The following is a 25,329-nucleotide window of genomic DNA, read 5'->3' on the forward strand; positions in this document are numbered from 1 at the left end:
CGTTTAGGGACTATCTTAGGCTCGAAAGTACCGTTTCGGTCACGACCGCTCTCCAGTTCAAAATGTCCGGCCTGAAGGCTCCGTACCGTCTTTTTTGTCTTCCCGTTTTTACGATTAATCTCCCCGGAAGCTTTACTTTCCTGTAGATGATGATCCAGCTCACCTTCAAGCATACTTTCCAGAAGGTGTTTCAACATCGGAGCGAAAACTCCGTCGGTACCGCCCATTTTCTTGCCTTCGTAAAGGCCTCTCATTGCTTCCTCTTTGAAGCGTTCAAAGTCAAATTCCTCTTTTTCCATTTGCTGTGTCTAATATAAATATTCTTTATTTGACACAGTTTAATTTACACCCTCCAACACGCAGGATTGTGTTTAATCTCGGATATTATCTATTATAAAAAAAGCGCCATAGAACAAACTCAAGTTATTTATTTATATTTGATCTGCTCAATTTCTTTAATTTGAATAGTATTCTACTAATATAAATGGGAAAACCTGTATTTTTATATCTGATTTTATTTTTTATAGCCACAATTTCCAAAACTAAAGCGATTGCTTTAAAAGACTCCTCAATTCTCAATCTTACTAATCTCATTCAAAATAAAGATACTTTTGTTGAGCAAAAAGAGCTTTATCTTTCCCTAATAAAAAAAAAGCTGGACAATAGCACCGAAAATCTGAATCTAAAATTTGAATTACAAAAACAGCTGAGTAGCTCATACGCATCCTATAAATCTGATTCCGCTATTTATTATGCTAAGAAAAATTTGGAACTGGCAAATAAACTTCAGAGTCCAAATTGGATACTAGAAACTGAATTAGACCTTTCTCTACATTATCTGGTCGCAGGTATGTACATTGATTCTAAAGATATTTTGGATAGAATACCCATCCAAAAATTAAACAATCACCTAAAAATAAAATATCTGGATGCTCAAAAGAACTTTTTCAAGTTTTACGCATACCATAATTATAACCAAAAAAATTATTTAGCAATTAGCCATAATTATCGTGATTCTTTATTAACACTGCTTGATGAATCTTCGAATCACTACAAAATGGTATATGCAGAAAAACTGATCGACCTGAACAAAATAAAAGAGGCTAAAGTAATCTTGAATTCAATATTCGCGACAATAAAGGAAGATAGCCATGAAAAAGCAATGCTTGCATTTTCACTTTCAGAAATATACCGAAAGGAAGGCAATGTAGGCAAGCAGTGTGAACTGCTGATTATATCCGCTGCTTGCGATATTAAAAATGCGATAAAAGAAAATACTTCCATGCAAGCGTTAGCATTTTTACTGCACCAACAAGGTTACATCGATGAATCCTATATGTGTATAAAATCATCGCTTGAAGACGCAATCTTCTGCAATGCTAAATTTAGGACCTATGAAGTTTCTCAAATCTTCCCAATTATTGATACCTCCTACCAGGAACATCAAAAACAAAAAAAGGAGCAATTGTTTACGTTTTTAATTGTTGCTTCCGTCCTTTCCATATTATTGATACTAGCGATAATATATGTTTATAAACAGATGAGAAAAGTGAGTAGGTTCAGGCTCGAATTATTTAAAGCAAATCAGGATCTCAATAAACTAAATGAAGAATTACAAACTAAAAATGAAGAGTATAAAATTGTAAACAACAAATTGGCCAAAACGAACAATTTGCTGTATGAATCCAATCACATCAAAGAGGTATACATCGGACATTTTCTTGATATCTGTTCAATGTACATCACGAAATTGGAGAAATTTCAGACCTTAATAAAGAAAATGATCATGGGAGACAAAATTTCGGAGCTCCTTAACCTGGTCAAATCTAACGAGAGAATAGACAAAGAGAAAAAGGAACTGTTTAATACCTTTGATCATATTTTTCTTCATCTCTTTCCCAGTTTTGTAGACGATTTAAACTCGTTGCTTACCGAAGATGGAAAGATAATGCTTAAAACGAATGAGCTCTTGAATACCGAATTGCGCATCTTCGCCCTAATCAGACTCGGTGTAAATGATTCATCCAAAATTGCTGGATTTCTCCATTGTTCCTTAAACACAATTTATACTTATCGTGCAAAAATTAAAAGCAAAGCTATCATAGATAAGGATGAATTTGATAAAAACATCATGCAGATCGGAACGATTAAAAGTATTTAGAAACAAGACACCCGATACTTTTAAATACCCATCTATACAGCTTTGATTCGCTGTATTACATATCGTACTGCGTGCTAAATTTAGATTATTTGGTACGCTAAATGCAATTTCCCCACCTAATTTACTGCCGTTATATCTATATTTTTCTTTGGAAAAATATAGACATAACACCTAATAATCAAATACTTAAACATTCTCTAGACTTATATTTTGCGTTTACGATCTTTTTCCTGGGATTTGGTTTTTCTAGATTTGGAACTGTAACCAATGGCTGTTTTAGAAACTACCTAAGCAGCAAAAAAGGGATAATTTAAAAATTTTAAACAACCAATTTATGAGGGTAATCTATTTAAGACAGTGCTCGTCTTTAAAGTATCTATTAACTGTGTTTATGTGGATACTGATAATGACATGGGTACAAGCTCAAGAAAAAAACATTCAAGGGAAAATTCTTGATGTGACAGGTAAACCAATGGCCGGTGTTTCTATTACCGTATCCGGAAAACCAAAAGCTACTAAAACAGATGACGAAGGAAGATTTTCACTATCCGCAGTAAATGTCGGGGATAAATTACAGATAAGTTTTCTAGGCTATAAAAAATTGGAAAAGAATATTGATAACGCCACTGTCTATAATCTAACGCTTGAAACAAATGAAGAAAGATTAGCTGACGTTGTAGTAGTTGGCTACGGAACTCTAGATAAAAAAGAAGTAACCAGCGCCATTACACATCTAAACGGTAAGGATCTCAACGTATTTGGTGGAAATGGCGTACTTAATGCTCTTGCTGGCAAGGTAGCGGGACTCAGTGTAGTAAACACTGGCCAGTCAGATCCGAATTCCTCTCCCAGTCTGCAACTACGTGGTGTGTCTTCGCGCAACGCCGGACTTGGACCGCTTTATGTGGTTAATGGTGTTCCTGGGGGAAATGTTGACAACTTAAATCAAAACGATATTGAATCAATCGATATACTCAAAGGAGGTGCAGCTTCTGCTATCTATGGAACACGTGGGAGCAATGGCGTAATTATTATCACAACAAAAAAAGGCACATCTGAGCCTTACGCATTTTATGATGGATATGCGAGTTTTGACTTACCGAATAACCGTATCCAGGTTCTCAGTGCCGAAGATTTTTTAAAACACAACCGAGGAACGGATTTTGGAGGAAATACCAATTGGTTTAACGAAGTATCGCGCAAATTCGCCTTTAATCAAAAAAACACGCTTCAGTTAGCTGGTGGAAACAAACAAACCAATTATATCGTCTCATTTGACCTGCGCAATGCTCATGGATTGGACTTACGTTCAGACAAGAAAGAATACGGGGCGCGGTTGAATCTGTCCCATACCTCGGCCAATAACCTGTATACAGCCACTGTAACCATTGCGCCCAGATTCCTTAAAGCAAATAATGCCAGTTATAATGCATTCAATCAAAGTTTGACACTAAATCCAACATTGCCGGTGATGGATGCAAAAAATCCAAACTTATTCAATTATATCAATACGGGTTTTTCTGGTGCTTATAATCCTGTTGAAGAGCTTCGCACGGTATTGGATGGAACAGAGGGCAAGTACCTGGACTGGAATGCAGCTTTTAAACTTAACATTTTGGAAAACTTGTCTACGCAGGTAACGTTGGCACAACAATCTTCTGATTTTTTTGATTTCAATTTTACACCGTCCTACAATACAGGCGCGATTAATGGAAATAGTGGTAGAAATTCAGCAGGAAGAAATTATAAAAAAAGTGACCAGTATGTATTTGAATGGACAGGAAACTACAAACAAAGTTTCGGAAGACATCATATTAACGTATTAGGAGGATATGCATATAATTATTTTCTGTATTCAGGAATGAATGCAGGTAACCAAAATTTCCCATCCGATGTACTGACGTATAACAATCTGGGCTCAGGTCAATATGACGTCCCTATTCCTACCAATCCACAGCCTGGTGATTACACATTCAGATCGGTTGGTTCATATAAAAATGATGCGAAACTGATCGCTTTTTTTGGAAGGGTAAATTATGATTTGGCAAATAAATATTATGCATCGGCAAGTTTGCGCTATGAAGGCTCTTCTAAATTTGGAAGACTGAACAAATGGGGTTATTTCCCCGCGCTCTCCTTAGGCTGGCGAATTATGGAAGAGGATTTCTTTCCGAAAGCTTCTTGGATCAATGACCTGAAACTTCGAGCAGATTACGGTGAGACGGGTAATCAGGACTTTGGCAGTTACCTTTCGTTGGATACTTATCAAGGTTATGGTTATTTTGCGTTTAACGGGGCATCGTACCAAGTTTGGGGTCCCAGTCAGAATACCAACTATGACCTTCGTTGGGAAAAAGCACAGAACTTAAATTTCGGCGTCGATTTTGATCTTTTCCAACGAAAAATAAGTGGAAGTATCAATTATTATGTACGTACCAACAAAGATCTGCTAGGCTCTTATAATGTTCCGGTTCCACCATTCGTGTTAACAACAACCTTTGCCAATGTAGGTACTATGAAAAATTCGGGCCTGGAGGTGCAATTAAATGCTAAAATCCTCACCCAGAAAGATTTTTCATATTCGGTAAGTTTCGCTGGAGCATCAAATAGCAATAAATTCGTTTCCTTTTCAAATGACATTTATAAGGGGCAAAACTTTCAATTCATGTCCTATATGCCTTCGCCGGGGTCTCCCGGACCAGCTCAACGTTTGGAAGAAGGACGGAGAATCGGCAGTTTCTATATGTACGAATCTGCCGGTATCGACGCCACTGGACGTTTGATGGTGTATGATAAGGACAACAATATTATACCCGGAAACACAGCAAAGGAAGAAGATAAACGTTTTGTAGGCAATGGATTACCATTGTTTACCGCTAGTTTGGGACAGAACTTTACCTACAAAAACTTCGATCTTTCGGTATTTTTACGAGGTTCATTTAAATACGACCTCTTTAACACTACAGCTTTTTATCTGGGAACCCCAGTTACGCAATCTGGTGCGAACGTGCTCAAATCGGCTTATGGAAATGGCAAATATGCTGCGTTGACCAATGCAGAGACCTATTCTACTCTTTCGGATTACTTCTTGGAGAAAGGTGATTTTGTAAAAATCGACAATATTACGATTGGTTATAATATCAAACCTCCTGTCAAGCAAATCAGTTCGATCCGGGTGTATGCCGTAGCACGGAATCTATATACTTTCACCAAGTTTACAACAGGTGATCCTGAAGCAATATCCGTTAATGGACTAACACCCGGTATAAATACTTCCTTGTCTTACTATCCATCGACGGCACAATTCCTAGCAGGCTTACAGGTTAAATTCTAACGATTAAACACAACAAAGAGATGAAATTTTCATTACGTTATATAATTCCCCTTTCCATTAGCACCCTAATTTTGGGAAGCGCAAGCTGTACCAAGCTTGACGAAACCTTATATGATAAAATTACTTCTGACAATTTCTTACAGAAAAGAGAAGATGTGATCCGTGATTTTTTGAGACCGTTTGAACATGCCTTTTGGTCGATTCAGGGTGGTGGTCTATTTTACGCGCAGGAACTCCCTGCCGACCAATTGATGACCCCAAATAGAGATGGCGACTGGTTTGATGGAGGCAAATACCAACGGGCTCATTACCATACCTGGACAGTTCAGGATGATTATACCAGTGATATGTGGAAAGCTCTTTTTCAGGGTATCAGTTTAGCGACAAACTCGCTTGAGGATATCGAAAAGGTGGATATCCAAAAAGTTCAGATCACTGAAGCGGAAAAGGCCGACTTTGTGGCTGAGCTGAAGACACTCCGGGCCTGGTTCAACCTACGGGCTTTTGATTTATACCGGAATATTCCACTGGTAACAAAAGTAAAGGGTGAAACTGCAACTCCGCCGCAAGCGACACCTGCTGAAACCTTCGCCTTTATTGAAAAAGAGCTGAAAGATGCTATTCCCGGATTGCCACTCCGTCAGGATCTCGGCACAACGGGTATTGGTAGATGGACAAAAGGCGGAGCTGCAGCCTTGTTGGCCAGACTTTATCTGAATGCTGAAGTTTATACGGGTCAAAGCAAATATGCTGAATGTGCTGCGGTATGTCAGGATATCATAGACGGAAAATATGGCAATTACCAATTGGAAACGATATGGTCAAAACCTTTTGATTACGATAACGCAAATTCCAGTGAAGTTATCTACGGATTCCCTGCAACTTTGGCCCGCACACACTGGCATTATAGTTCGGATATGTATTGGTGGATGGCACCGCATCAGGCTCAAAATTTCTTCGGCTTTACCGATTTCGGAAATATGAATACCCGCTATGCCCTTCAGCCAGGACGGGATGTGGACAGTGTCGAGTATAATTTTTCCCTCGGTAAACCCTTTATCAAATTTCAGCGCTATCCAGATGATCTTCGATTAAAGAAATATAAAAATCTTGGCAATAGTAAACGAGAAGGGATGTTTTTGTTCGGTTACCTCCCCTATTATAGCGATCCGACAAAATTGGTCAAAAGCAACCGAGGATATACCATCTTTGCCCGTGATCAGGTGGGATGGTTTAAAGATACCCCTCCGGGAACAAAGATCGCAGATAAAGAATCCAATATGAACCATGCAGATGATAACTCTGGCTTATGGGTTGCGAAATATCCGATATATCCTTCTAAGGATCCAAATACCATTTCTTCGGCATTTGCTGAGATTAGACTTGCTGAAATTTATTATTCACTAGCTGAATGTAAATATAGAACCGGCGATAAAGGATCCGCCGCAAAATTGTTGAATGCGGTGCGTAAGCGTAACTATCCAACTGGCTCAAACAGCCTGTACCTGGAGTCGGGACAGCAATTGAGCGATCAGGAAATGATCGATGAATGGGGTCGTGAGTTCCTGGTCGAAGGAAGACGCCGAACCGATTTAATTCGTTGGGGTAAATTCAATTCTGGAAAATGGTGGGATAAAGAACCTGATAATAGTGATCATACTAAAATTTATCCTATTGGTCAGAGTGTTTTCACACTAACTCCGTCATTGCAACAGAATCCCGGATACTAATCAGTTTTAGTAAGTATAAAATCTTTTGAAAGTTATGAAATTTAATTGGAATATAAGATTGTCGGCTTCAAAGCAACTTGGAAATATCCTGCTATGGGGCGTATGTTTAATAATGGTGCAGTCCTGTTCGAAAGAACTGGATGCACCTACTCCACTGCCATTCGAAATTACGGATATTACTGCATCTGCTGATAAAGTGGTCATTAATCCGAGTAAGCCGTCTGAGGATGCTCTTACGGTTTCGTGGCCGGCATTTTCAAACTCAATGATCTCTTATAAAATAATCCTGGCTAGCGGTGAGCAACGGGATAGTGTAGCAGTCGCCTCTGGAGCGATAAGCAAACGGTTTACCCAGGGTGAATTGAACACTATACTAGTTGAAAAATTGAAGATGACGGTCAATATAGAGTCCAAACTGGATATTACGGTGCTCGGACTAATTCCGTCAAAAACGCTGTCAACTACATCGAAAACAATCAGCATACAGGTTGTTCCTGGTCCGGTCGGTGCGGCGTATGCATCCCTATGGGTGGTGGGCGATGCTACGCCAAATGGCTGGAATATTGAAAACCCAAATGCAATGAAGAAAGATCCGACCAACGCCTTTCAGTTTAAGTTTAATGAAGTATTGAATGCTGGTGACTTTAAAATCCCTGTAGCGACAGGAAATTGGGGGACAGATTTCTTTATGCCTTTAGCAAACCATCCAAAACTTTCCGAAACTGGTGTTCAGCTGGTTCCGGGTGGAAACCCTGATTATAAATGGAACATCGCAACTGCTGGCGCTTACAAGATTCTGCTTAATATCAGTGCAACCCCATTTATAACGATCAAACCTTTTACCCCGTACAAGCAGATATGGCTCGTAGGGGACGCTGTGCCTTCTGGCTGGACAATAGATAATCCAACACCAATGGTGCCTACAGCAGGAAACCCTTATGAGTTTACTTATACAGGCTCATTAAAAGTGGGCGAATTTAAGATCCCAACCGCAACCGGAAGCTGGGACGGAGATTTCTTCATGCCACCAACCAATGGAGAAGGAACAACAGGAAAAGATGCAATAATTATCGCTGAGGGTAAAATCGACAACAAATGGAAAATTACCGAAGCTGGAACGTATAAAATTACCTTCAACCAGCTTTACGAAACAATTTCAATTGTCAAAAATTAGGCCATATGAGACGATTTCATCAACTCGCTACACCACTTGTATTTTTGAACATGCTGTTTATGACAGCATGTTCAAAAACTCCTTCAAATGATATAACCACAAAGATAATTCATCCAGACAGTTTGCAAAATCCGTTCGTCGGCCCACTATATTGGAGCCCTTACGAATATAACTTCGAAACGGATGGTTATATTCCTGAAGATGAATGGGAAAAGAATATCAACTGGATCGACAACAACCTAAAATCTTTTGGTTACAAGATGGTCTGTATCGACGGCTGGGGCGACGACTTTAAATACAACGTCGATGGTTATCGTACAACCCACTCGTCCAAATGGAAGCACGACTACGCCTGGTGGTCCGATAACCTGAAAGGTAGAGGGATGACTTTGGGAATATACAATAATCCCCTATGGGTAATCAAATTGGCTGCTGATGCTGGTGTAAAAATTAAAGGAACGAATATTCCCCTTTCCAGCATCATGAAAGAAGATGAGCAGGCCACCTGGTTTAAGTGGGTACAAGTTGACAAACCGGGGGCCGAAGAATATGTCAAAGGATATATTCAATACTATGCGGATATGGGGGTGCGCTATCTACGCGTAGATTTTCTTTCCTGGTTTGAAGATGGAAAAGATAGAAATATGGGGACAGTAGGTCCAGTACGTCCGGCGGCGTACTACGAGAAAGCTCTTCGGTGGATGCGTGAAGCCTGCGATAAAAATGGAATTTTCTTAAGTCTGGTGATGCCACATCTCTATAATGATGGGCAGGTAGAGCAAAAATACGGACACATGATCCGCGTCAACGACGATGTTGGAGATGGCAAATGGTGGCGATGGAGCGACAATGAACGTGGAATCAAACGTGTTGGATGGTCACAATATGCAAATGGCATGGATGGTCTGACCTATTGGTCTAACATTTCAGGCAGAGGAAAGATGATACTGGATGCTGATTTTCTTCGGATCAATACTTTTTCCAATGATCATGAAAAGAAGAGTGTCATCTCAGCCTGCTTCATTTCTGGCGGCGCTGTCACAATTGGAGACCGTTATAATTCCATCGATAAAAATCTTTGGCTTTACCAAAATAGGGAACTACTTGCTTTAAGAGAAGATGGATTTGTCGGAAAACCCTTAACCAACGATCCGAAAGATCCAAAAAGCCAGATCTGGAAAGGTCAGTTGACCAATGGTGATTGGGTCATAGCCCTTTTTAATAGAGAGAGTAACTATCAAACCAGAGGATTGAATTTTACAGATTTATCTGGCAGCCATTGGCGGGTAAGGGATTTATGGAAACATGAAGACCTGGGGACAATGAGTTCCTATTTTGAAAATATTCCACCACATGGTGTAACAGTTTTGCGATTGACGAAGTAATCCAAAGCTCATAAAAATACTGAATTTTAATATATATGCTAAAATAGAAATGATGAAAAAATCAATTTTTCTTTTATTTGTCGTCTTTTGCTGTAACGGGATCGTAGCACGGGGGCAACAGATAAAATCGCCCAATGGAAGATTTGAACTGGCCTTTGGATTGACAAAAGAAGGTACGCCAACCTACGAATTAAAGTTTAAAAACAACGTGGTAATCAAGACCAGCAATCTGGGATTGGAACTCAAGCTCAAACCGGATGAAGAATTACATTTAAGGGGACAAACGGATGGTGAAACCCAGATAAAAAAGAAGAGCTCGCTTTATAGCAATTTTGAAATCTCCGATTCAAAGACCAGCACTTTCGATGAAACATGGCAACCGGTATGGGGAGAAACTAAAAATGTAAGAAACCATTATAATGAACTCGCTGTCACATTAAACCAAAAACAAACAGAGCGCCAAATTATTATCCGTTTTCGCTTATTTGATGATGGTCTCGGTTTTCGGTATGAATTTCCACTGCAGAAAAACCTAAATTACTTCACTATTAAAGAGGAACGTAGCCAGTTTGCCATGACTGGTGACCATACCGCTTATTGGATTCCTGGCGATTATGACACCCAGGAATATAATTATACCACATCTAAACTATCTGAAATAAGGGGTTTGATGGGAAGCGCTTACGAAAGTGGAAACGTCTCTCAAACCTCCTTCTCGCCAACGGGGGTACAGACCTCGTTGATGCTAAAAACCAATGAAGGTGTTTACATCAATTTACATGAAGCAAGCTGTCTGAATTACTCGACGATGCACCTCAATTTGGATGACAAAAATTTTGTTTTTGAATCTTGGCTTACGCCAGATTCACATGGCGATAAGGGTAAAATGCAAGCACCCGCTACCTCACCTTGGAGAACAATTATCGTAAGTGATGATGCAAGAGATATATTGGCGTCTAAGATGACCTATAATTTGAATGAGCCAAGCAAAATACAAAATACTTCCTGGATAAAGCCTACAAAATATGTAGGCGTGTGGTGGGAAATGATTTCCGGTAAGAGTAGTTGGTCCTATACAAATGAATTTCCGTCTGTCCAGTTGGGAATAACAGATTTCAGTAAGGCAAAACCAAATGGTACCCATGGCGCGACAACAGCAAACGTTAAAAAGTATATAGATTTTGCTGCGAAGCATGGTTTTGAGGGTGTTTTGGTTGAAGGATGGAATATCGGATGGGAAGATTGGTTTGGTAATGATAAAGATTATGTCTTTGATTTTGTCACGCCTTATCCTGATTTTGATCTCAAAGGATTAAACGATTATGCACACGCCAAAGGTGTGAAACTGATTATGCATCATGAGACATCCGGATCTATCCGCAATTATGAGCGCCATATCGATACAGCCTATAGGCTGATGAACCAATTGGGTTATGATGCTGTAAAAAGTGGGTATGTAGGAAATATTCTTCCATTGGGTGAACACCACTATAGCCAATGGACAAATAACCATTTTCAGTATGCTGTAGAAAAAGCAGCTTCCTACGAAATTATGGTTAATCAGCACGAAGCTGTACGTCCGACGGGAGTAGCACGTACCTGGCCAAATTTGATAGGCAATGAATCTGCTAGAGGTACAGAATACCATGCATTTGGTGGCATAAAGCCCAATCATGTAACTATCTTGCCTTTCACAAGACTTATTGGCGGTCCAATGGATTATACCCCCGGTATTTTTGAAATGAACCTCGCCAATGGCGCCCATGTGAATAGTACGTTGGCCAACCAATTGGCGCTATATGTAACGATGTATAGCCCTTTGCAGATGGCAGCAGATTTTCCGGAAAATTATGATCGTTTTCCAGATGCTTTTCAATTTATTAAAGATGTCGGGCTGGATTGGGATGACAGTAAATATTTAGAGGCTGAACCTGGTCAATATATTACCGTTGCCCGTAAAGAAAAAAATACAGAAAAATGGTTTTTAGGAAGTGTAAATGGAAATTCCAGCAGAACATCGAAGATAAAATTTGATTTTCTGGATGAAGGAAAGACCTATTTGGCAACTATTTATGCTGATGCGTCAGACGCAAACTATAAGACAAAACCACAAGCGTATACAATAAAAACTACAAGAGTAACGAAAAAGGACACGATCGTTCAACATTGTGCCGCAGGCGGTGGTTATGCTGTTTCGATTGTCCCAATCAAAAAATAAAGGCAATTGATGAGATCATAGGGAGGATTTTTCGGATCCAAACGGAAATGAATCCCTAAATGTCTTATCCATTTCTATAATTAATAAGGCCTTCTTCCCAATCTCACTTATGATAGTTTAACGGATCGATATAACTAATGTTCATTAGCGAACTTTATATCGGACCACCAACGAGATGCAATGCGTGATATATGCGGTTCTATTTCTTACATCCTGTTTTGTAAATTCAAAAACCAGTAAAGCGATATCATGAAGCTAGTTGCGAAAATATTTTAATTAAAATAGCGCTGAATAAATATGGATCATTTAGAACCTATACCATTATGGACATTAGTAGCTAATATCAAACAGGAAATTAGTTATGGTGAAGGGAAAATGGAAACCCACAAAGGCTCTAAACAGTTTAGCCCGGGCACCAAAGTGTATATTATCGATTGGTATGCTGGGATGTGCCAAGCTATCACTGTAATCGGCTTGTCCAGAGACACAAAAAAAATTAATTACGATTGTTATACGGGCCGAATGGATCGAAAACTTCCGCGTCAAGTTATGCTACAACCCTAAAGTATGCTCAAAAATAAAGACCTACTTTGATAAGGAGGAAGCTGGAATGCAGCGGTATACAGAAAAATTTGTAAATGATATGTTTGTCGGTATACCTCAATGGAATGAACCTATTTAACTCTCACAACGATAATGTGAGTTACCTTTGCCACAATTGATTATGTATATGGTCAAATATTGTCCATTACAGTAAATTACTTTGTACTAAATTTTAGATAATGGTCTTTCATCGGTATCCCATCTGCAGTACGGAATGCATTTCCTGTAATGATAATTTCATAGTTTTTGTTTGGTTCTAACTCCCAATCAATGATAACAGATTTCTTATCTGAAGAATAACGATGTCCTTTTATCAGCGGAAAACCTTCTTTGGAAACTCCCCTAAATGACCGTCCCTGTCCCAATAAGGGCCTGTCGAAATTTATCTTCAGCTCCCTTAAGGTGTTGTTGACATTGGTTTGTCCATCCTGAATTCCCTCAAAAGAAATGATTTTTGGTCTTCTTTCTTCAAAAGCCGCATCTAAAGAAGAAATATCTTTAGCATAGGATTGATAAACCTTGGCAAGTACAGGCATATAGCTTTCTAAAGTAGGATATAAGTCTCGCTGACGATCAAAGTGTTCAAGTTCATCAACAAGTTTCTCAATCCAAAGAAATCCCCTATCTAGCTGTCCATTGGTTTCCTTTGAATTCTCTTCGGAGCTGAAATTATGATCTTTTTGATATTTGATAACCGCAGCTCGAACCAATGCCTCGTTCAACATCGTTTGCCAGCTACCGTATGCCTGCCGGTTCATTTTCTCCTTTACAACGCTATATAATTTTTCGCCGCTGTCTCTAAAAATTGTCGTGTCTTTTTCCAATAAATAATTAACAAAGGAGTGGTTAAACTCGTGAAGTAATGTAGAAAAATAGCTCTGTAAAGGAAATTCAGCCATGCCAAGACTATCCATACTCCATGTCCCCATAATAGCGTAGACTTCCTTAAGACCCTGTGGATTTTTAATGGCTACCCCATAGTTACCGCCGCCATTCCCCAAACCATTCACAATCAAAAACTTTTCGGATGGTTTCTTACCATAGAATTTAGGGTACCAGTCCAATTCAATATGTTCATAAATTGGAAGAAAGCGCTTTTGTACCTCATTGTACAGTGCCTGGTTATCCTGAAAAAATCCTTTGCTATTACTGTCTTTGTAAAACTTCTTTAATAGTGTTGCGAATTGAAGAGCATTAGCTCTACTCCACCTTTTGTCCAGGGTTTCGCTGATATTTTTTTGCTTAAGATTGAACTTATCATCAAGATGTATGGCCATACTCATCACTGCATCGTAGCCTATCCCATTTTCTCAGAATCTCGATACGCTCATCAACTTTTGGCTTATCCATAATTTCGTTACGCTGCCCATAGGTAAGCATAAATGACAAACTGAATAGGATAATCAATACATATTTAGAAGTTTTTTCGAACATATTGGAAATAGGCTTTACCATCTTTTATTTATTTTGTACTTGAATGGGGATTCCAAATAGTTTGCCAATAAATTTAACACGCTATTTGCCAATACACTACGAACGAATTTCTTTCTTAATACTGACCGTTATTGAACACTGGCCGTTCAATATTGAACAGGCTGCCAGCCATTTTCGATAATCTTATTCATTAATATTAAATTGATCACTTAAGTCTTATAACTGTTTGAAAGCATATTACATTTCTTGTGCAACGTTACCTAAGTTGACAGCTGTTAGAAAAGAATAAATTCTTAAATTAGTTCAAGAATTATTTAGATCTAATTAGTTGAATTTAAAACTGCTTTACACCAATAATATGACCACCCTAAGATTTATATTGCTTGCACTTATATCAGTTGTTTGGTCACTGCCCTCTGCTTCTGCTCAAAACTCCCTTCCTAGAAATCTGAAAGAAACAGCCTCATTCTTAAATCTTAACGTTTCGGATAGCCTAAAAAACGTAATCAAATATAGTGATGAGGTAGAGTTAAGTGAATTAACCGACAATGAACTTGAAAGTGAATTTGAATTGATTGACTCGCTCCTTTCGACTGGAAAATCTCCATTATTTACATATTTAAATAATAAAGGAATCCACAACTTTAAAAAAGATGTGATTTTGGAATACTATAAACAGCTACTCTCAGCAGGTTATGTAAAAGAAGATTCTCTCCTGAAGGCATTCAAACTGAAGGAAAACAAATTGAAAAAGGAAATCAGACAGCGGATGAATGCGGACACAATTGCCGGTATTTATATCCCGAAAAACCTTGACGATTGTTTTGTCCAAATAGACTCGTTCTGGGATGATAGCACCAAAAATAAAATAAGAGAAATGACAGAGTCAGAGTTTATGGCCAGCTCACATTTCGGATTTGGAATGTGGATGAGAAATAATTGGGGCCTCTGGGGAGGTTCAAGGCTCTCCGCATATTTCAATAAAAGGGGAATAAGGCATCCTGACGACATGTCTGGCATCATATTAACAAGTTATTATAGGAAATTAAAGGGGAAAGATCCCAATGTAAAATCGCAGCTAGAGTATTATAAAAAGTACTGGACTCCATAAAACTTTTCAATAATACTAATCGTATTACCAATTTTATTTTTAACAGTTTTTGGGCTTTGTGTGAATTTTGATGGCCTAGTACCGTTTGTTTTTCCGGTTATTACAATTCTTTTTTTTCTCGCATTCGCTATCCTTATAATACTTCCAAAAAAAAGGATGATCATGCGGTCAGCTCCTTTATCATTTTATTCTATTCTTTTGGAATTTACCCAAAATTGATCGTCCGAAAAGAAATTTTTGAAACTTCATTAAGCTTGAATAGTATTACGTTATACCCCTTTGTTTCCGTCCAAAAATATTCTGTAAACATTCATCTGGAGCACCCTGTGCTATCGGACTTTATGTTTACTTCCTGTGGGCCATGCCTTAAAAATTAACATATTTACAGGCAATCATGATCCGCTTATCAGTAATAAAATACAAGACCATCTCTTTTCGCAGTGATTTCCTTTAATTGATCATAGTCCATATTCAAACATTGATATAGCGTAAAAATCACACCTGAGCGCATGGAATAAATTTCATCGGGAAGTCGACCCAAATTTGTACCGTTCAAAATAACGTTATTCACGGCCTTCAAAGCACAAATCTCTACAGGAAATTTCTTGAGCTTGCTATAATTGAAATCCAGTTTTAGCAGACCGTCCAATTGTCCAAAACTGCTTGGAAAATCAGTAATCGAAGATGCCCTTGCATTGATTTCCTTCAGGCTCTTAAGTTTTCCGAATGTTTCCGGTAGAGTTGTCAGTCTACTATTCTCCATATTCAGATAGGATAAACTACTTAATCCGCCGAACTCATCTGGAAGCTTCTCTACAGAAGGGGATAGCCAAAGATCTTCTAATTTTTTAAGGTTACCTATCGAAGCCGGTAAAGTTTTAAAATTACCGCCAACTAACCAGAATCTAAGATTAGACAAGTTCCCAATATTATCAGGAATAGATTGCAAGCTTTCTCCTTGAATCCAAAGTTGTTTTAAGCTCTTGAGGTTACCAAAAGATTGTGGCAGTTGCTGAAGCCTACTTTCTCCGTAAATTTCAAGCGTGTCCAACTTAGTCAAATTATCGATATCCGAAGGCAAGGTAACTGGTGATGATCCCGGATAAACAAAACTAAAACGTGCAAACCTCAAATTACGGCATTGACTCAAACTTGATGGGATATACGCCTGTTGCGCGAGAATTTCCGTAGACACCAGTTTGGTCAAGTTTCCAAAATCTGAAGGAAGCTGGGTAACAAAACAATCAAAATGCTTTAGGTTTGCCAGTTTACCCAAAGTACCATTGAAATCTATATTACCGACATACCGCATAATAAGGGTTTCGAGCGACTTTAAGTTCCCAAAAGTTTTTGGCAAAACCACGGTATATCCCAAATCGGGGGTTCGCATCGGTGTCAGGTGAAATGATTTCAGTTTGGTCAGATTGCCAAAATTATCAGGAATAGTAAGATAATAGCCAACTCTGTCTAGACTAAGTTCTTCAAGGGCAAGATAATGATCGCCAAAAATAGTCGGAACATCTTTCAATGAAGATCCACCTAAAATAAGCTTCCTTAGATATTTAAATGCCTTAAGCGCAGGAAAAGAGCCCGGGTCATTAAAACGATGTGCTATACCTGAAGCCTGCATGTTCATTTCAATAATATGTCCATCCTTATCTTCAACAACACGCCCACCGCGCCCCATTTGCAATTCATTTAATGCCTCGTCTTCCTGATATTCGCCAGTCTGTACCTTTTTGGTAAACTGATAATTTTTCCCAGCATAAGTCATCGTATAGGTAACTTGATAGCTGGTATTGGAATAACCATGCAATTCAATGGTTGGATTTTCTTCTACCGGTCTGGCCCAACCATCGTGGTATGTGCTATGTAGATGACCATAAGCTTTATCGAAAGACCATTTACCTTTATATTTCGGATCCACGGCAAAGTGAAGTATCGTCTTAAAGGATGAAGGTGTGTTTTCTTTAATATCGATATGTAACTCGGGTATTTTAACATCGACTGTGGCCGTATTACTATTACCGCTACCTTTTACCGTCCAGGTAAGGATATATTCCTCTCCAGGCACTCCCCTAAAAAACGAATTAGGGTTATTAGGATCGTCGATTTTCACATAATCTTCCACTACAGTTCCTTTTGTTATACTCCATGTACCTGTTTCCCCTTTTTGTAAGGCGCTACCCTTTAGCTGGACGGTGAATTCGTCATATAGTTCAGTGGGCTCGGCCTTAGGTTCATATACTGTTTTCAGTACATCCTGGTATTCCTTCTTTGAACAGGCTACAAATAAAAAGCTTTCAAAAAAAACACAAAGAAATGAACACCAAAATAATGTAGACTTATTATACATGGATATTAAGGTTGAGTTGTAAAATTAAATATTGCTGAACGTACTGAATTCCCGTTGCTGTCGTTAACAATCAGTTGATAATAGTATTTTTTCGATTTTTCTAAAGGGGAAAAGAACACACTATACTTATTGTTATTTTGACTCACGGCATTGTAGATTTTTCCTCCGGTCTGTTTGTACATAACAGCAAGATCATCGTGTACATATACTTCAACTTTACTATATGGATACGAAGCAAGTGTAAAAGACAGTATGTACTGGCCTTTATCTAAAGTAACTTTATTTTGAATATCTGCAAAAGCATCTATTTCGTTATATACGGTTTCCTTTTTGCAGGAGCTCATAAGGACTAATAAAACTCCTATAAACCAGCATATACAGTTGTTATTGGATAGACATTTCATAAATTGAGCCTTCTAAAAAGTTAATATCAGCATTGAGGTAATACTTGTCTTTATAAGTGAACATTCCGCCAAAATACATATGATTTCCATTAATACTTAAATAGATAGGACTTAGCGTGTTTTTTACTATGTTGTACATCATAAAATTATTGACGTCCAATGCCAGTAATATATCACCATTAAAATTTATGGCACCGACAGGCGCATAAGGATAGGTTTGATTTGTTGTTCCGACACGATATAATTCTGTAAGTTTAAATGTGTTCGCGTCAACAGCATATATCGTTAAGGTATACCCGATATTGAAACCTTGGTCAAATACATTTGAAACTCCAAGTGCATATAATCTGCCTTTAACTGAGACAAAGCATTCACTGGAAAAATTAGTATCGAAAGTGGCGATCTCCTCAAATTTATCTTTTGTCGGGTTATATTTGGCGACAATATTCTTTATTCCACGAGAATTCACTGTAAGTGTATACGTTTGGTAGACCGCATTATTGTGCACAAAGATACTATGATTACTATAACCGTGCGATTCTTTAAGTTGGGGCCGGCTAAAATAGTACTTTGAAAATTCGCGTTTTTCAATGTCAAAAGCTTGACAAAACAACTCATAACCATTGAAAAGGTCCGGCTCTAGCGAAGGCAAAATATGGCTAACTGGCAGTGCAAGAAAAAATATTCGATTTCCAATGGATACGGACTTTGGCGGAATAACCCCCATCGTATCGGGAATATGAGCAATATTCTGCAACCGGCTCGTTTCAGGATCAAAATGTGAAACAGAATTGTTCCAAAAATAATAGATTTGGTCATTGCAGATCGAAGGATAATTAGTTCTCCAGTTCGTCTTTTTCAGTCCTATGGCCAATGTATTTCCCTTATAAATAAAATCAATAGCTTGTCCAATAATCTCTTTCTCTTTATAAATCACGCGCAACATATAATTGCCGTCTCGATACGGATAATAACCCGTTAGACTGATCTGATAGGTTCCATTTTTCGTTGCAATGGGATAGTTCATGTGAAGCGTGTCCATTCCAAATAGAAATTTAATATCCCTCAGATTAATATTATTAAGATTCTTCCCTTCAACCACAGTCCTAAACTGGCCCCTTTCATCATACTCTGCCTCTGTATTTGGCCAAAAGAGCGTAAAATCTTCTGGGAATGGAGCAGTTGTGGTTATTTCAGTTTTACGCTCAGATTCTATTGTGTTGCCATTATACTCGAGGTAAGGCACCAAAATATAAGTAGATTCGGAATCCAGTTCATTCAATGTGAGTCGAAACATATCGCCTTCACGAACAGCTTCAACACTTTTTCCTTGACTGGGATTATCTTTTTTATAGTACCTGACGCCCGATTTTGTATATCCTAGACTGGAAATCTGATAGGTCATTGAAATTTCTTTATCCCGGACACTAGTGATGGCCTCATTAATAATCCTTGGAAAAACCTCATTTTTTTCAGTTTTACAGGCCGACATAAGAAAAACAAGCCCCAGTAGACAAAGGTATTTGTTAAAGTTGCCCATTTGATTTTGTTTTAATATAAATGAAATTCAAATTTTCATAGGACCAGGTTTGTATATAATAGAAAAACAGGTTGTATGAATTATCGACATTCTGGGTCATATTTTTAAACATATGCATCTCCAAATTAGGATATTGTAAAGTCGATAAGAGCTTCAGATCACTGTCATACTTATTTATAGTACCATAAGTGGATATTCCACCACCTTCTTGCTGTCCATAGACCACAATATTGTTATCATTATCAAAAAAAGCTCCTGCTGGCTTTAAATTGACGTACTCACCCAATTTTGCCTTGACATTGCCATTCTTATCAAATTTGACATACCTTAACGAATAGGAATAGAAGTCAAAACCCCAGAGATAAAAAATATCATTTTTATCTTTCAGTAAAATAGGCATATGGTATTGACGTTCGTAATCGCCAGGAAGCTTTCCATCAAACTCAAAAGTAGCCAGCACATTACCGTCCCGATCTGTTTTTTGCACCTTAATTTTTGTTGCTTCAGAATCAAGCAAACTATAATAGATCTGTTGCGCATTGTCTAACTGAATTGAAGAAATGCCAACGGAGCTATTTTTACGTTTCCAAACAACTTTAAAGTCGCTGGTAGTAACCTTTAACAGCTCTCCCCCACCTGTACCCATGATCATGTTCTGTGACGCGTCAAACTGAACTGATGAAACGTAATCATTCGGAGACAAATCTATCGAAACGGGCTTCTCCAGTTTCAGTTTACCATTCGTCTGATCAATGACATAAATATCGTGTTTAACAATAATGAAAGCTTCATCTTGCTTAGAAGGCAACACTACATGTGGTGGTAAATCATAATAATTTAGATCCTGGATCAAGCGATACCATATAATCTGGCCTTTATTATTTGTACGATATACAATCAGTTTAAAATTTGTTTCTCCCCCCTCATGCTGCAAAAATGTACAGATTAAATGTCCACCATCTTCCAGAAGACGGATGCTATTATTGCCCGTTATACGTGATTGCGTATGAATTTTGTATTCAACATAAGTACTTCCGTTAGTTGTGCTGCCTCCAACAGTTCTTGCATCTATGCTTTGTTCTTGTGTTATTCCCGTTTGGGAACTCGCAATTACACGGATCTTATAATTTGTATCGCCAAGCAAATTAATTAAGCTGTATTTTGTTATACTAAGATCCTTCGCTACAAGCTTATTATCGACATATATCGCATAGGATACTGGCTTAAAATGCGAACTGTTCACCTTATCCCAAGATAACTCTATTAAATCTTTGTTTGCAGCACTTACAACAAGATTCAAAGGATTTAATATTTCTGCCTGATCAATATATTCATCGGTTTTGCTCGCAATATTCTCCTTCTTGGAACATCCTCCAATTAATAAAATTAGAATTAAGAAAAATAGCTGAGCACAATGGTAAAAAATAGCTCTTTTCATAAAATGAAGTTACTCACCAAAGATATTAAAAAGGTTGTATCAAAAGCATTTTTTTAAACATAATTAATTGATGCATTAATTAGGCCAAATAATTCTCTACAATATTTAATAGACCTTTATGAGATTATCGTGCCCCACAAGCAAATTCCATCTATACACACACCTATATTATCTGATTGTACAGCATTATAGGATGAAACATATCTTTTACTTCACCGTTAATTTGACGCTTGCTTTCTTCAATCCTTTTCCTTCTACTTCTGCTATAATTTCCCCAACAGAGTCTCTGCTTTCAACAAGAAAAACCAATTGACCATTAAAGCACTTCATGAAAGGCTTCTGAAATGATTCCAAACTTGTTGGATCTCCATTCGCCACAGCCTTAAATGCCCCCTGACCTTTTACCTTGAATTTTAATTCTCGGTCTTCGCCTGTCACTATATTCCCCTGTTTATCAACCAGCGTAGCTGTGATAAAAGCAATATCTTTTCCATTTGCTTTCAATTGTTTCCGATCAACGTCTAAACGTACAGTATATAACTTACCTGCCGTCTTTACACTATCTCTTGCAGCTATATTTCCTAAAGAATCATAGGCAACTACCGTAACCGTACCCGGTTCGTATTTAGTATCCATCCACATCAAACGATAGCGCTTTTGACGCATAAAATCATTTTGTGCCTTTTTATCGTTAGAATTTTCCAAGGTAACATCAAAATCTTTCTTTTTTACTCCTTGACTTTTTCCATTGATAAAAATTTCCGCTGCAGGGTAATCTGTATAGACAAAAATTGGCGTTTTCTGTCCTTCGCGTCCCTTCCAGTTCCAATGAGGAAGAATATGAAGTGTATGCAATTCCTGGTTCCAATGGCTACGATAAAGATAATATCGATCTTTAGGGATACCGGCAAGATCTACAATACCGAACAAAGAACTATGACTTGGCCAATCTGTATAGTAGGGTGTCGGTTCGCCCAAATAATCGAACCCTGTCCAGACAAATTCACCTATTGCGTAAGGTAGATCGTCATGCTGAATAAAGTTATCTTCAGGCAAATCCGACCAGGAACAATGCTCTACATCATAACTCGAAGCCTGATGGTCGTCATATTTTGCCATCGATTTTCGTTCAACGGGAAATTTATAAACACCTCTAGAACTCAAAGTAGACGCAGTTTCAGTACCAAGAATTAACTGCTGTTGTAACTTTTTATAGGCTTCGGGGTATTTAAATGGACGATAATTAAAGCCTGCAACATCCATCGTTGAGGCATAGCTACTATTTATAACCGCATCAGGGTTGTCCATCCCCTGGGTAACTGGGCGAGATGGATCCTCACGATGGCAAATATCTTGCAGATATCTCGCGACCTTAGATCCGTCAGGACTTCCTTGTTCGGGTACTTCATTTCCAATACACCACATCACAACGCTTGGATTATTGCGGTAATGCCGTATCAGATTTACAAGATCTTTTTCGGCCCAATCGTTAAAATATTGATTGTACCCATTCTTCATTTTGGGAATTTTCCATTCATCAAAACTTTCCGCCATTAGCATAATACCCATTTCGTCACAGGCTTGCACCAGCTCCGGAGCCGGCATATTATGGGAAGTGCGAATGGCATTAACGCCCATATCTTTCATTATTCGTAACTGCCGCCTAATAGCGGCATCATTCACAGCTGCTCCCAAAGGCCCCAAATCATGATGCAAACACACTCCTTTAAATACGGTCAGCTTTCCATTCAAATAAAACCCTTTATTGGGTACCATAGCAATGCTTCTGATTCCAAATACGGTTTGATATTTATCGATTAATTTGCCGTTCTGATAGAGCTTGCTGACAGCCTTATATAAATTGGGGGATTGCAATTCCCACAATTGTGGTTTCTCAACGAACAATTCCTGTTGCATCTGCTGGATCTGGTAGTTGCCTATCTGATCATTCTTCTTCGCCACGATGCGTCCATGGCTATCGATAAGAATAGTTTCTAAGGAAAGAGAATCTTTCGACAGATCTATACCGGCTAAATCAGTCCGAACCTGAATTCGAGCGAAATCCTTTGTGATCTCAGGCGTCGTAATATAGGTGCCCCAATGTGCAATACTTGTTTTTTCAGTGATCTCCAATCGAACATTTCGATACAATCCTGCGCCAGGGTACCAGCGGGATGACTCAGACTTATTTTCTAATCTTACCGCGACCAAATTTTGACCCGGACTCACACACTCGGAAACGTCAAAATAAAAACTATTATAGCCATAAGGCCAATTGCCGACCTTTTTCCCATTCACAAAAACGACAGCATTGCTCATAGCACCATCAAACTGTAAAACCGTGCGCTTATTTTGAACGTTTTGTGGCAATTCAAATTCTTTACGATACCAGCCAACGCCTACAAACGGAAGTCCACCAGTCCGACCTGCATGTTCCAATGCTTCCTTTTGTCCATCTTGAGCAATAGCCATATGCTGCTTATCATTGTTGGCACTAAATGGGCCATAAATTGCCCAATCATGCGGAACACGAACAGTCTGCCATTCGCTTGTAATCAATCCGATATCAGCGAAGTTTGGCTGATCATGTTTTGTAAATTTCCATCCATCCTCGAGCATGGTTACTATTCGTTCCTGAGCAAATAAAGTATTTGGTCCAATAGATATTATTGCACATAGTATAAATTTCAGTCCTCGGGTTGAAAAAATGGATAAATAAGATTTAGATTCTTTTTGCATCTATAGCATTTTAAGGTTGAGTTTGTTCATAAAAACAAATTGAAGATCCGAAAATACAACTTATGTATAACATAATAAAATTATTCAGATCTTTTGTGATTGGAATTAAAGCTGAAATCATGATGTGCTATTCAAATGCTCCTCTTTCATTGAAATAGAGTCCCAGCTGTTCTATTTGTGGGTTTAGGCGAGATTGTAAAATGTTGATTCTTAATCTCTGGGCACTAACTGTCGGAAAAGTCAATAAACGTTTGTTACCGATAGTAGTTCCTTTCGACACTTCTCTCCAGACTCCATCTTGCCAGATCTCCAAATTAAATCGCTCGACACGTTGCCCTAAAGCGATGGTTTCCTGTAAGGAAAGAACGTTGAACGCGGTTGCTTTAGGTAGGGTATATTCAAAAGTTGCTATGCTGATTTTTTCATCTTTCGTCGTCCAAAATGGCATTTTTTTCCATTTTTTTAAAACGAGGCCTGCAGTATGGAGTTTAGCTTTGCTTAAAAGATTTTTCGAAAACAATGCTGTGCGCCAGTCATTCCACTTTTTTAAATTTGCAGCATCTACCGAATGAATCAAGCCTGCAGCTGTTGGTGGAATATTAAGCAACAAGACACCATTTTTCCCCACCGAATTAAAATAAATATCCATCAACTTACCCGGGCTTTTGACTTTGTTATCCTCTTCCTCGTGATAGAACCATCCCGGGCGTATAGAAACATCAGTTTCCGCTGGGTACCATACCAGCCCTTTTGCTTCTTTGATCCTTTCTCGGCTCCCAAGATCTTTATGACGCATATCTCCGGCCGGTTTGATATTCATCTGTTGTTGCGATCCTGCAGCTATCTGATTTTGTGCTAGATTACTAGCCGGTACAACTGACCATTCTGTGTCCCGTCCATACCCCGTTTCTGTACCGACCCATCTTACATCGGGTCCCATAACTGCGATAACGGCCTCAGGTTGTTTTTCACGTATAACCTGATAATAACGATTCCAATCGTATTCCTGCTTTTTACCGTTAGGTCCCTCTCCGTTAGCACCATCAAACCAAACTTCATCAATCTGACCATATCGGGTCAGTAATTCGCTCAATTGGGCAACAAAAAAATCATTATAAGCTTCTGACCCATAAGAAGCTTCATGTCGATCCCAAGGGGAAAGATATACCCCCAACTTCATATCGTATTTTTTACAGGCCGCAGCAAGTTCGCCAAAAATATCTCCTTTTCCCTTTTTGTAAGGAGAATTTTTAACCGAATAGTCTGTTGTATTCGTTTGCCAGAGGCAGAAGCCATCGTGATGCTTCGCCGTAAGAATCAAAAGTTTGATTCCACCTTCCTTTGCTGTCCTAACCCATTGTTCTGCATCTAATTGCGTCGGATTAAATAATTTTGGATCGTCTTTCCCTTCACCCCATTCCTTATTTGTGAAGGTATTGATCCCAAAATGGAGAAATCCGGTCACTTCCAGCTTTTGCCAATCAAGCTGTCTTTGGGTCGGTATCACGTTGGCAGCTTTGGTTACAATAGCAGATTCTGATTCTCCGGGTTGTAATGCAATCATATTTTGAGCCGAAGCGTGAAAAACCGCTGCCAATAACAGTAATGTAATTGTATTAATTTTCTTCATTTGATATTTATCTGACAAAAATAAGATAGCCGGAATAATCTCCGAACTATCTTATCTTCAAAATTTTCGTAA

The 25,329-nt window shown here is 38.5% G+C and carries 17 protein-coding genes; 8 read left to right on the top strand and 9 right to left on the bottom strand.

Annotated features, from left to right (window positions below):
- Window positions 1-299: transposase (locus tag IQ31_RS25650; RefSeq protein ID WP_208734387.1), on the bottom strand; the 299-nt coding region annotated here is incomplete at its 3' end.
- A 185-nt stretch (window positions 300-484) separates the two neighbouring features.
- Between IQ31_RS25650 and IQ31_RS25655 the strand changes: the two genes are divergently transcribed.
- The 7 genes from IQ31_RS25655 (at window position 485) to IQ31_RS25685 (ending at window position 12,566) form a co-directional block, all read left to right on the top strand.
- The gene (locus tag IQ31_RS25655) at window positions 485-2,161 is read left to right on the top strand and encodes a DUF6377 domain-containing protein (RefSeq protein WP_112375921.1); all 1,677 of its coding nucleotides are present in this window, start codon (window positions 485-487) and stop codon (window positions 2,159-2,161) included.
- Window positions 2,162-2,552: 391 nt separating this feature from the next.
- Window positions 2,553-5,495, top strand: coding sequence for a SusC/RagA family TonB-linked outer membrane protein (locus tag IQ31_RS25660; protein ID WP_208734388.1), 2,943 nt, complete (start codon window positions 2,553-2,555; stop codon window positions 5,493-5,495).
- Between the two features lie 20 nt (window positions 5,496-5,515).
- Entirely contained in the window at window positions 5,516-7,225 is a 1,710-nt protein-coding gene (locus tag IQ31_RS25665) for a RagB/SusD family nutrient uptake outer membrane protein (RefSeq protein ID WP_112375919.1), read from the top strand.
- A 34-nt stretch (window positions 7,226-7,259) separates the two neighbouring features.
- The gene (locus IQ31_RS25670) at window positions 7,260-8,399 is read left to right on the top strand and encodes a SusE domain-containing protein (protein ID WP_145331070.1); all 1,140 of its coding nucleotides are present in this window, start codon (window positions 7,260-7,262) and stop codon (window positions 8,397-8,399) included.
- Window positions 8,400-8,404: 5 nt separating this feature from the next.
- A complete protein-coding gene (locus IQ31_RS25675) occupies window positions 8,405-9,784 on the top strand; it encodes an alpha-galactosidase (protein WP_145331072.1) in 1,380 nt (459 codons plus the stop codon).
- A 49-nt stretch (window positions 9,785-9,833) separates the two neighbouring features.
- On the top strand, window positions 9,834-12,002 hold the full coding sequence (locus IQ31_RS25680; RefSeq protein WP_244294583.1) for a glycoside hydrolase family 97 protein: 2,169 nt from the start codon (window positions 9,834-9,836) through the stop codon (window positions 12,000-12,002).
- 297 nt (window positions 12,003-12,299) lie between these two features.
- On the top strand, window positions 12,300-12,566 hold the full coding sequence (locus IQ31_RS25685) for a hypothetical protein (protein ID WP_145331074.1): 267 nt from the start codon (window positions 12,300-12,302) through the stop codon (window positions 12,564-12,566).
- A 194-nt stretch (window positions 12,567-12,760) separates the two neighbouring features.
- On the opposite strand, the gene IQ31_RS25690 is transcribed toward IQ31_RS25685, so the two are convergent.
- Together IQ31_RS25690 and IQ31_RS25695 are read right to left on the bottom strand one after the other, a co-directional pair.
- The gene (locus tag IQ31_RS25690) at window positions 12,761-13,882 is read right to left on the bottom strand and encodes a DUF4932 domain-containing protein (RefSeq protein WP_158638975.1); all 1,122 of its coding nucleotides are present in this window, start codon (window positions 13,880-13,882) and stop codon (window positions 12,761-12,763) included.
- Window positions 13,866-14,060, bottom strand: coding sequence for a hypothetical protein (locus tag IQ31_RS25695; protein ID WP_145331078.1), 195 nt, complete (start codon window positions 14,058-14,060; stop codon window positions 13,866-13,868). The genes IQ31_RS25690 and IQ31_RS25695 overlap by 17 nt, the downstream gene beginning before the upstream one ends.
- Window positions 14,061-14,367: 307 nt before the next feature.
- Here IQ31_RS25695 and IQ31_RS25700 point away from each other — a divergent pair, with 307 nt between their 5' ends.
- On the top strand, window positions 14,368-15,150 hold the full coding sequence (locus IQ31_RS25700; RefSeq protein WP_145331080.1) for a DUF6794 domain-containing protein: 783 nt from the start codon (window positions 14,368-14,370) through the stop codon (window positions 15,148-15,150).
- A 406-nt stretch (window positions 15,151-15,556) separates the two neighbouring features.
- Here IQ31_RS25700 and IQ31_RS25705 read toward each other — a convergent pair whose 3' ends face one another.
- The 6 genes from IQ31_RS25705 to IQ31_RS25730 form a co-directional block, all read right to left on the bottom strand.
- Window positions 15,557-17,506, bottom strand: coding sequence for a leucine-rich repeat domain-containing protein (locus tag IQ31_RS25705; protein ID WP_145331082.1), 1,950 nt, complete (start codon window positions 17,504-17,506; stop codon window positions 15,557-15,559).
- A 5-nt stretch (window positions 17,507-17,511) separates the two neighbouring features.
- Complete coding sequence (locus tag IQ31_RS25710) at window positions 17,512-17,850, bottom strand: hypothetical protein (protein WP_070566777.1); 339 nt, start codon at window positions 17,848-17,850, stop codon at window positions 17,512-17,514.
- A 40-nt stretch (window positions 17,851-17,890) separates the two neighbouring features.
- Window positions 17,891-19,450, bottom strand: a complete 1,560-nt coding sequence (locus tag IQ31_RS25715) for a hypothetical protein (RefSeq protein WP_145331084.1) — start codon at window positions 19,448-19,450, stop codon at window positions 17,891-17,893.
- Window positions 19,437-20,888, bottom strand: a complete 1,452-nt coding sequence (locus tag IQ31_RS25720) for a hypothetical protein (protein WP_145331086.1) — start codon at window positions 20,886-20,888, stop codon at window positions 19,437-19,439. Before IQ31_RS25720 ends, IQ31_RS25715 begins: the two co-directional genes overlap by 14 nt.
- 207 nt (window positions 20,889-21,095) lie before the next feature.
- Entirely contained in the window at window positions 21,096-23,627 is a 2,532-nt protein-coding gene (locus tag IQ31_RS25725) for a glycoside hydrolase family 2 TIM barrel-domain containing protein (RefSeq protein WP_208734389.1), read from the bottom strand.
- Window positions 23,628-23,754: 127 nt separating this feature from the next.
- Window positions 23,755-25,257, bottom strand: a complete 1,503-nt coding sequence (locus IQ31_RS25730) for an alpha-L-fucosidase (RefSeq protein ID WP_145331088.1) — start codon at window positions 25,255-25,257, stop codon at window positions 23,755-23,757.
- Between the last annotated feature and the right edge of the window lie 72 nt (window positions 25,258-25,329).

Source organism: Sphingobacterium siyangense, assembly GCF_007830445.1.
GTDB classification, from domain to species: domain Bacteria; phylum Bacteroidota; class Bacteroidia; order Sphingobacteriales; family Sphingobacteriaceae; genus Sphingobacterium; species Sphingobacterium siyangense.